Here is a 9,410-nt window from a genome sequence, read left to right as displayed (position 1 = left end):
CTCAAGCAGTGGCGCGGCCTGGCCACGCGAACCGACAAGCTCGCGATCGCCTACCAGGCCGCACTCCACCTCGCGGGCATCCTCATCTGGACCCGACCCTGACCAAAGAGACAGAACCTAGACGGGAAGCAGCGGCCATACCCGCGCGGTGCTGACTGCCCTCGCCCGGCACCCCCGGGGCTCCTTTGTCGCACACGCCGATCAGGAGAGGCCGATGGCACTGTCAGTGCCGGGCGTTAGCCTGCACGGCCATGACATCTGCAGACCGGTCGGCCGCTGACCACCACGAGACGCAACAGGCAAGAGGGGCCAGCCTCAGAGTGGTCGCGCCTGAGGTAGCCAGACAGTGGCATCCCACCCGCAATGGCGATCTCACTCCGGATTCAGTCGCGGCAGGCTCAAGCCGCAAGGTGTGGTGGCTCGGTCCGTGCGGCCACGAGTGGCATGCGGTGGTCCACAGCAGGAGCCGCGGGTGCGGGTGTCCGTACTGCGGCAACCGCAAAGTGGGGTACGGCAACGACCTGGTGACTCAGTTTCCCGAAGTGGCTCGCGACTGGCACCCCACCCGAAACACCGGCCTGCAGCCCGACCAAACGGCCCCCAAGTCCAATCGGAAAGTCTGGTGGCTCGGCTCGTGCGGCCATGAGTGGGAGGCGATGGTAGCCAACCGCACAGCCAGGCGCTCCGGATGCCCGTACTGCGCCAACCAGAAGGTCGGCTACGGAAACGACCTTGCCACCCGGCACCCCGAACTCGCAGCACAGTGGCACCCGACCCGCAACGCAGACCTGACACCCCACCAAATCCCTTACGGAGCACGCATCAACGCGTGGTGGCGATGCGCCAGCGGCCACGAATGGCGAGCAATGGTCTTCAAGCGATCCGCAGGAAGTTCATGCGACCAGTGCAAGCTCATCGGCGTATCGGAGGTGGAAGTGCGGGCCTTCGCCGAGCTTCGCCACGTCCTGGATGGCCATGTGAAGCCGCTCAGGCGTGATGCGCGCTTGAGTATGCCTCGCCGACAACGCCTGCGGGTGGACATGATCCTCGGCGATGTCGCGGTGGAGTACGACGGTTCTCACTGGCACAAGGACAAGGTCGCCCGTGACCGGGGCAAGACCGACCAGCTGCAACGAGCGGGCTTCAAGGTGATCAGGGTGCGTGAGCACCCACTTGCTCTGATCGGTCCGTACGACACGAGAGCGCCGAGAGCCGCGAAGCCCTTCCACGTGGCAGCGGCGGTCCTGCAGAAGATGATCGACGAGGACCTTCTCCCTACGGCCGCTGCGAGAGACGCGGCCGCGACCTACCTGGCCGCCGGCCGGCCTGTCGCCCAAGACGAAGCAGACCGCGCTGTCAACGCGCTGCGCGCCCGAGAACACGGATCCCGATCCCTCGCCGCGCTCTTCCCTCTCGTCGCCGAGCAATGGCATCCGCACCTGAACGGCGAACTGTCCCCGAAGCAGGTGACCGCCAGGTCCGGCAAGGAGGTGTGGTGGCTGTGCGCCGCAGGACACACATATCGCGCCAAGATCGATCAGCGTGTCGGCAAGGGGACCGGGTGTGGCTTCTGCTCCGGCCGCTACGTGACCGAGTCGACCTCACTCGCCGCACGTAGACCTGATCTTGCCGCGCAGTGGCATCCCACACTCAACGGGACCCTCCTGCCCATGCATGTCACGCCTCATACCCGGCGCACAGTGTGGTGGCTCTGCCCGGAAGGACACGCCGCCGAAGACGCGGTGGCCAACCGGACCAAAGGCATGGTCTGCGAGCACTGTCCCAATTCACGCAGGAGGCGGGTCGCCTCCGCGACGTGAGAGACAGCGACCCTGTCTCCTCCTGGGAGAGGGGCTTGGTGATGCCAGGTGCGGCCCTCCATACGGCTGCGGAGCCAGAGCGGCGAGGCAGGCCTTGATGGTGCGGGTGATGTGGACGGTCGTGTCGTCCGTCGGAGACCGATTGGCATGCCGGTTGGGCGGCAGAAGCCAGACGCGGCCATCCTTGCGGTTGGAGCGCTCGGCGGAAGACGTCCTCGGCCAGTTCCTCGCGAGGAGAGGGCGAGGAGGGGCCACCGGCCGCAGATCGGCCGACGAGGCGGAGACACGACGCGGCGGGCTGCTGGCGGTGCTGGTTGGCTGCACGGCGGTGCCTTGGTCGGAGCCGCGCACTTCGTGCGCGCAAGTGGTGCGGGGCGCAGCGCCAAAATCGCTTGCGCCCAGGAGCGTCCGGGTTGTGCACGGGGATGGCCTCGTAGGGGGCCATCGGCGCGGTGTTGGTCGCGATGACCTGCCGGATGTGCCGTAGGTGGCGGTCGGCGAGGTCGATGTCGAAGACACGGCTGGGTACACCCATGTTCTCCGCCATACCCAGAACGAGAAGGCCGCCGGTGTGATTGGCGAAGGCGGCGACGTCCTTGGCCAGCTCCTCACGGCCTTCGTCGCCACGGCCGTAGTGCTCGCGTTTGTAGTCGAGATCTTCACCCTCGGCTGCGTCTGTGTTGCCGACCAGTTCGGCAACGCTGCTGTAGTCCACGTCGTTGAGCCGCCCGCCCAGCAGGCCTTCGAGTCGGCGAAGTCGCTTCACCATGCCCTGACCCTACTGTCGGTTCGGCCACCGGTCGGCCGAGTTGAACCGCTCCAGGCGGAACGCGCATTGCAGGGTGCGCACTGCCGATCGGCCAGAGACGCCCAGGTGGTTGCGCTGTTGCGCGAAGCAAGGGGCCTTGGGCGCGTCGCGCGCCTGGGGTGTGGTTGTTGGTGTATGTAGGCGTGAAGGTCGGCTGCTGCATACGCCGAGCGGGAAGTGCGGGATCGGGGGTGGCTCGTGGCAAGTGGGGCTTTCGAGGAGCTGCAGACCGGCGAGTTGGGGCCGGCCACGTGGGATCTGTTGCGGCGGTTGGTCCACCAGGTGCGCCGAGCCTCCGGCTTTCCACCCCCCGAGGGATACACCGTCTGGAGTGATGACGCGGCCTACGACGTGATCAGTGCGATGTTGTCCCAGGAGGGAGCGGGACAACGGTTCGTGACCGTCTGCTTCGCCCAGGCTGCCGACGAGGCCTCCCTGGAGCGACTGTTCCTCACGTCGATCAAGAACTTCCTTATCGATGAGGCGAAGAAGACGCCGCGGGGCAAGCTCCGGCGCCGCATCGCCCGCTTGATGGGCGAGGACACGGCCTACCGCAAGAGCAGCGGTTCACCGCCGTGCTGGGCGCTGGCCGACCATGCCGAAGGAGTTGTGTGGCAGGGAGATCTCGACGATCTCATCGCACAGGCGGCACAGGTGACAGGTATCGGTATCACCCGCTGGAACCATTCCGGCCCCACGCCCAGGCAGACGGTCCATGCCCTCAAGACCATCCTGTCGTGCGTGCTTCAGTACGCCCAGGGAGCGGTGCGGGAGGAAGACCTCGCCAAGGTCCTCGAGGCCCGGTTCGAGCTCCTGGCGCCGGCCCGCTTCACCGCGCTGTACGCCGATGAAGGGACCGTCGCCGAACTCGTCGACCAGCACGCGGCTACCACCGCACCGGACCCCACGGGAGTCGACGTAGCGGCCGAGGACATCTGGCAGCGGCTCTCGCCCAACGAACGCCTGCTGCTTCCCTATCTTGATGAGGACGCCCATCACGCGGCGCAGCTGCTGGAGATCCGGCAACGCCATACGGCTGTCGTTCTGTCGAACCTCAAGACAATGCTCCGTAGCGCCCTGTCCGCGGACAGCGACCCCCAGGCGGTCATGGCTGCCCTGCTGCGGCGCTGCGGCGGCGCTCCGTCGTGAACAGCCCCAGTTACGTCGTCTGGATCCAGTGAGAAGAGAATGCGCTGATGGACCACAGCCGAGGAGACGGGGGAGACGGTATGAGCTCTGTCCACACCACTGCCTACCAACGGCTGGTGGCCGCCGCGGCGGGACTGAAGGTGCCCGACGCCGTACGCCAGGTGGCCACCGCACCACCCCAGGACCCGCAGCCGGGCCAGATCTGGCGCGCCGTATGGGAGGACACCATCCAGCTGCTGCTGATCACAGCGGCTGGCGACGATGACACCTTGCGCGCCGTGCCGGCGTCCTTCGAGCGCTACGCCGACCCGGACACCATGCTCCTGCCCGCCCGGGCGACGACTCTGGAACAACCGCTGGCACTGTGGTGGGGCCTCGAAGCCGCCCTTCCGTGGTGTGTGCTGGACCGGCAGGTCAGCGAGCTGACCAGCCGCCCTCCCACCCTTACCTCCCGCACGCTCGCCGACGCCGTGCCCGGCACGCACTGGGGGAGCGGCACAGCCCCGTCCGCGGCGATCACCGAGTACCGTGGAGTCCTGGCCGACCAACTCGCGTTCCTTGCCTCGGCACAGTGGGTCCCCCAAGGATCGGGAGGCCTCAACCAGCTGTTCCGTGACCGCGGCATCACCGCCCCGCAGCTCGTGGCCGAACTGGAACTGCCGCCGCCCCAAGCGCTCGCCCTCTGGAGAGGGCAACTGGCCCTGACCGCCGACCAGGCCGCCACACTCGCCGAACGCGTCGAGCAGCCGGCCAGCCAGCTACTCGCGGCCAACCCCGCCTTGCCGCCCGCCATCGTGCACGAACTGAACCGTCCCCTGCGCCGCAAGCAGGTGAAGGCGCTCGCCGCTCAGCACGAGGAGACCGAACGCGACGCCCGGCTGCGCGCCGCCTACGGCATCCACACACTCGCGGCACGCGACGACGACCGCACACAGCCGAACTGGAAGGCACGCACGGACCGCTACTTCGAACTCCGCCTGGGTGAATAGGGGGCACACCGCATGGTCAACTACGTGCTCGCCGACGCCGCCCGGACCCAGGCCGCCGCGATGATCCAGGAACTCGAAACGGCCCGCCCCGGCGCAGCCGAGCGTCTGGCACACGGCGCCCTCGCGGAGCTGAGAACCTGGTCCGAGCCGACCGTCCTGGAGGTCGACGAGAATCTGACGGAACAAGGGTGCAGCGTCGCCGGCGCGTACGACTTCGGCCCGCCACCGCACCTGTCCGTCGCCAAATCCGCCAGCCGCGCACGACGGGACTTCACCGCCCTGCACGAACTGGGCCACCACCTGCAGAAGAACATCGTCGCCCTCATGGAGCCCTTCGGCAGGGAATCCGACGGTGGCCTCCTCCTGGAGGATGCGGCCTGCGACGCGTTCGCCGCCGAGATCCTGATCCCCGCGCCCCTCGTCCACCGGCACTTCGACACTAAAGGCCCCACCGCCTCGGTGATCACCCAGCTGTGGCAGGCGAGCAACGCCTCCCGCATGGCGGTCTGCGTACGAGCCGCCCAGCGTCTCCCCGCGCCTGGCCACATCCTCCTCCTCGACACCACAGGACACCTCGCCTTCGCCGCCTCCCACGGCCTTCCGCCCCTGCGACGCGGCAGCTTCCAAGGCGACATCGCCGTCATCGACCGCGCACTGGCCAGCTCCGGCCACGCACAAGGGCTGACCCAGGTCCGCTACCGCGACGGCATCCTCGGACGCGAACTGCACACCGACACCGCGCCCATGGACGGCTACCTCGTCGCCGTCCTCGTCACCGACTCCGCCCCCTGGCGCACCTTCACCCCACCCACCCGCGACACCGGCCCCCAGTCACGCGACTACATCTGCGCGAACTGCGACGAGGAGTACCGCTCCTTCGATCCCGCCTGCCCAAGCTGCCGCATTCCCTCGTGCCCCGACTGCGGCCGCTGCGCCTGCCCGCCCCGCGTCACCGAGCGCCTCTGCCCAGGCTGCTTCATCCGGCACCCGCCCGCGATGTTCCCCGCAGGCAGCGACCGCTGTCTCAACTGCGACTGACGCCTCACCACCTCCCATCTGCACCACGTTCACCCCTACCCGCGAGTTACGTCGTCCGTCCCAGGCGAAGCACCCCACCCAGGGGTGATCACGGAACCCGGGCGCCGGCCGCGGGCGCCGTCGGTACCTCGCCGGCAGGAACCAAACGATGGCAATTCAGATCACCGCGGTGCGCCTGTCGACCGGCGGCACCACGCACGAACACATCACCCACCTGCGGTGGACCAGCCAGACTTCCGGCAATACCGGTGACAGCACCCGGGCGCAGGTCGTCGACTGGATCGAGAACCAGGCCGGCAAGGCCTACACCAGCGACCGAGCCGGGCACCGCACGGAAGTCGCCGTGGTGACGCCCACCCGAGGAGAGAAGTACCTGCGGACCCGCGCCGACGGCGTGTGGACCAACAACCTCCTCGCCCTTCCCCGGTTCTGACCCGCCACACCAACACGGCTGTCCGGCGCGCCGCCCCTTGCGGTGGCCCGCCGGACGCTCGCCCCAGCCCCCGGGGCACCCCGGGGGCGGACACACGACCCCCTCACCTAGGAGGACCCATGTCCCAGGACAGCCACGGGCCCGCGCCCGTCACGATCATCGTCAACGCCCGCCCGCACACCTGGGAGGCGAAGGAGATCACCTTCGAGCAGGTCGTCGACCTGGCCTACCCCGGCCAGCCGCCGAACGACCAGGACACCTACACCGTCCGCTACAGCCGTGGCCACGACGGCCACGGCACGGGGAGCCTCACCGCCGGACACAGCGTCCACGTGAAGAAGGGGATGGTCTTCGATGCCTACCGCACTTCTCGCTCGTGACCCGGACCTGTCCCGCCTCCTCGACGACGGCTACGACGTCGTCGTCCACGCAGGCCACATCATCGTCCGGCACATCCCGTACGTCACCGAGAACCGCACCGTCGAACACGGCTTCCTCGCCTACCCCATGACCGTCAGCGGGGACCGCCTGGTCTCCGGAACCGACCACCGCATCTGGTTCAGCGGCTCCGCCCCCTGCGACGAGCACGGCCGCCCCCTGACCCTCGCCAATCCCGAGACCCGGGTGATCGCCGACGGCATGCAGACGAACTTCATGCTCTCCAGCAAACCCAGCCCCGACGGTTACCCCGACGAGTACACGAAGATCACCGCGTACGCGAGGATCGTCGCCGACCAGGCACACGCACTCGACCCCTCGGCCACCCCCACCCCCGGCGCCGCATGGCAGGAGATCGACGACGACAGCCCCTTCCGCTACCGCGACACCGCCACCTCCCGCGCCGGCACCGCGGCCGTCAACCGCCGCTTCCGAGGCCACCGCATCGTGATCGTCGGCCTCGGCGGCAGCGGAAGCTACATCCTCGACCAAGTCGCCAAGACCGAGGTCGACTCGATCCTCCTCATCGACGGCGACACCTTCGACAACCACAACGCCTTCCGGGCCCCCAGCGCCCCCACCCTCGACACCCTCCGCGCCCGCCCGCCCAAGGCCACCTACTTCGCCTCGATCTACGCCAACATGCACAAAGGCGTGTCCGCCTGCGAGCAATACCTCGACGAGGACAACCTCGACCTGCTCACCGGGGCCACGTTCGTGTTCCTCGCCTCCGACGACGCCGCCAGCAAACCGGCGATCATCGACTGGCTCGAAGCACACGACGTACCGTTCATCGACGTCGGCATGGGCATCGAAGAGGTCGACGGCCGCCTCAGCGGACTCCTGCGCATCACCACCAGCCTCCCGGGCCGCCGAGACGCAGCCCGCCACCGCATCCCCCAGCCGGCGCCCGAACGCGACGCCTACGCACGCAACATCCAGACCGCAGACCTCAACGCCCTCAACGCCGTCCTGGCCGTCATCCGCTGGAAACGCTCCATCGGCATCTACGCCGACGCCACCGACGAGAGCCACACCACGTACTCACTGATCACTAACGAGATCGCCAACGAGGACCTGCCGTGACCGCGCAAAACACCCTGCGCCCGGTCTTCACCGACACCTTCCCCGCAGCGATGGACGCGGGGGTGCTGTACATCTCGATCCCCTACCGCACCTGCGGTCACCTCTGCTGCTGCGGCTGTGGCCACGAGGTCATCACACCGCTCTCCCCGGCGCAATGGTCCCTCACGTACGACGGCGAGAACGTGTCCCTCGCCCCCTCGATCGGCAACTGGTCCCTCCCATGCCGGTCGCACTACTGGATCCGTGACGGCCACGTCCGCTGGAGCCGCCGGTACTCGACGGCGGAGATCGACCAGAACCGGAACCAGGACCGCTTTCTGCTGGCCGCCTATGAACCCGGAGACCCTCGGCCGAACCAACGGGTCGGGTTCTGGCACCGTCTCCGTTTCTGGCGCCGCCCGTAGCCCGACCGGCGAACTCTCACCGTACTGCTGGACAGACACAGGTCCTGAGGATTTTGCACGGATCGACACCGCCCGCGCGAAACGCCGCTGACGCCAGCATGCGTGGCCCTGCGTGAACCATCGTGGTCAGGGGGAGTTGTCGGCTGTCCCCGGACGCAGCAATTCCGACATGCGGTTGAGCGCTCCGGCGGTCCGGGCCTCCTGTTCCTCTTTCGGCAGTCTGACGAAGGCCAGCTCGGATGCGCACCGTTCACGCAGGTCGTCCCGGTCGAACCAGCGAAGAGGGTGGCGGGGGTCGCCGGGGTCGTAGACGCCTTGTCCGTAGACCTCCATGAGGGTCAGGTCATACCGCCGGTGGCCGTGACTCTCGTCCGGCGGGAGGAGGCCGCCCGCCATGCGGTTCATCCAGTCCTCCCGGACCGAGCGTTCGTCGTCGGGTTCATCGGTATCGGGGTCGTAGCCGAACACGTCATCCGCACTCCGGAGTCCGGGGAACATGTCGTGGACGTCGCCGATCTGAGGCGGGTCGGTGTTCTTGATGACGATCCACAGGGCGTACTCGTCGGCCAGGCACTGAGGACGCGGGACACGCCCTTTCCCCAGTTCGCTCCCGATCCGCATGATGCGCTCACCCATGCGCACCAGCCAGTGGTTGTTGACCTGGGTGAGAGCCAGTTCAGGCAGGTCGCGCAGCAGGCCGACGTCCCGGATCGTCGCCTCGCCTTTCAGGTAGGCGGCGAACTCGTAGTTGAACGAGGTGTCCAGGTGCAGCTTGCCGTCCCGGGTGGGGGCGAAATCGGAGAAGTCGACGGTGTTGGCCAGGGCCATGGCGTCTGCCGGGGTGAGCGGCTCGCCGGTGAAAGACCTGTTGAACAACTGGACGACATCGCTGACCGACTGGTCGATCTCGACGCGCTCTTCGGTGCCCGGAGTGGCTTCGGCATCAGTCAGTTGCCTCAGCGCTGTGACGCTGAGCTTCAGTGCCCGGGCGAATCCTTGCAGGTTGTCCGTCCGGAACCCGTCCAGTGCGCTGGCACTGTCCGCGCTGTTCTCGAAGCGCCGCCAAGTCGCCAGGGATACGTCAGCGCGCCGAGCCGTCTCCTGTTGTGTGAGGTTCAGTTCGGCACGGCGCCGCTTCACCGCGTTGTTCGCCGATTCCTTGGCCATCCTCGCCCCTTCGCGTGTCCGACAGACAATCCCCATTGAGGCTAGCACTCATTGAGTACTCATTTGATGTTGGGTGTG

Annotated in this window: 9 protein-coding genes and 3 pseudogenes; 10 read left to right on the top strand and 2 right to left on the bottom strand. The window is 67.7% G+C overall.

Annotated elements, in window-relative coordinates; all coding sequences use genetic code 11:
* The 3 genes and pseudogenes from ACFY5B_RS38090 to ACFY5B_RS38080 all read left to right on the top strand — a co-directional run.
* Nucleotides 1–102 (top strand): annotated as a pseudogene (locus tag ACFY5B_RS38090) (IS5/IS1182 family transposase); the annotation flags it as partial.
* A 149-nt stretch (nucleotides 103–251) separates the two neighbouring features.
* Nucleotides 252–479 (top strand): annotated as a pseudogene (locus ACFY5B_RS38085) (zinc-ribbon domain-containing protein); the annotation flags it as partial.
* A gap of 24 nt (nucleotides 480–503) precedes the next feature.
* The gene (locus tag ACFY5B_RS38080) at nucleotides 504–1,820 is read left to right on the top strand and encodes a zinc-ribbon domain-containing protein (RefSeq protein WP_389979377.1); all 1,317 of its coding nucleotides are present in this window, start codon (nucleotides 504–506) and stop codon (nucleotides 1,818–1,820) included.
* A 475-nt stretch (nucleotides 1,821–2,295) separates the two neighbouring features.
* Here the strand turns inward: ACFY5B_RS38080 and ACFY5B_RS38075 are convergent.
* Nucleotides 2,296–2,589: pseudogene (locus tag ACFY5B_RS38075) on the bottom strand (helix-turn-helix domain-containing protein); the annotation flags it as partial.
* 237 nt (nucleotides 2,590–2,826) lie between these two features.
* Here ACFY5B_RS38075 and ACFY5B_RS38070 point away from each other — a divergent pair.
* The 7 genes from ACFY5B_RS38070 (at nucleotide 2,827) to ACFY5B_RS38040 (ending at nucleotide 8,165) form a co-directional block, all read left to right on the top strand.
* Entirely contained in the window at nucleotides 2,827–3,777 is a 951-nt protein-coding gene (locus ACFY5B_RS38070; RefSeq protein ID WP_389979374.1) for a hypothetical protein, read from the top strand.
* Between the two features lie 80 nt (nucleotides 3,778–3,857).
* Entirely contained in the window at nucleotides 3,858–4,766 is a 909-nt protein-coding gene (locus ACFY5B_RS38065) for a hypothetical protein (protein ID WP_389979371.1), read from the top strand.
* Nucleotides 4,767–4,778: 12 nt separating this feature from the next.
* Entirely contained in the window at nucleotides 4,779–5,804 is a 1,026-nt protein-coding gene (locus ACFY5B_RS38060) for an ImmA/IrrE family metallo-endopeptidase (RefSeq protein WP_389979368.1), read from the top strand.
* A 148-nt stretch (nucleotides 5,805–5,952) separates the two neighbouring features.
* A complete protein-coding gene (locus ACFY5B_RS38055) occupies nucleotides 5,953–6,237 on the top strand; it encodes a DUF3892 domain-containing protein (protein WP_326585386.1) in 285 nt (94 codons plus the stop codon).
* Between the two features lie 119 nt (nucleotides 6,238–6,356).
* Nucleotides 6,357–6,617, top strand: a complete 261-nt coding sequence (locus ACFY5B_RS38050) for a multiubiquitin domain-containing protein (protein WP_389979364.1) — start codon at nucleotides 6,357–6,359, stop codon at nucleotides 6,615–6,617.
* Entirely contained in the window at nucleotides 6,592–7,761 is a 1,170-nt protein-coding gene (locus ACFY5B_RS38045) for a ThiF family adenylyltransferase (RefSeq protein WP_389979361.1), read from the top strand. Before ACFY5B_RS38050 ends, ACFY5B_RS38045 begins: the two co-directional genes overlap by 26 nt.
* Nucleotides 7,758–8,165, top strand: a complete 408-nt coding sequence (locus ACFY5B_RS38040) for a DUF6527 family protein (protein WP_389979358.1) — start codon at nucleotides 7,758–7,760, stop codon at nucleotides 8,163–8,165. The genes ACFY5B_RS38045 and ACFY5B_RS38040 overlap by 4 nt, the downstream gene beginning before the upstream one ends.
* A 126-nt stretch (nucleotides 8,166–8,291) precedes the next feature.
* Here the strand turns inward: ACFY5B_RS38040 and ACFY5B_RS38035 are convergent, their stop codons facing one another.
* Nucleotides 8,292–9,332, bottom strand: a complete 1,041-nt coding sequence (locus tag ACFY5B_RS38035) for a helix-turn-helix domain-containing protein (protein WP_389979355.1) — start codon at nucleotides 9,330–9,332, stop codon at nucleotides 8,292–8,294.
* Between the last annotated feature and the right edge of the window lie 78 nt (nucleotides 9,333–9,410).

The organism is Streptomyces sp. NPDC013187 (assembly GCF_042899705.1).
In the GTDB taxonomy this organism is placed as follows: domain Bacteria; phylum Actinomycetota; class Actinomycetes; order Streptomycetales; family Streptomycetaceae; genus Streptomyces; species Streptomyces hawaiiensis_A.
The sequence above is the reverse complement of the archived record's forward strand: the minus strand, read 5'-3'. Positions and strand labels throughout refer to the sequence as shown.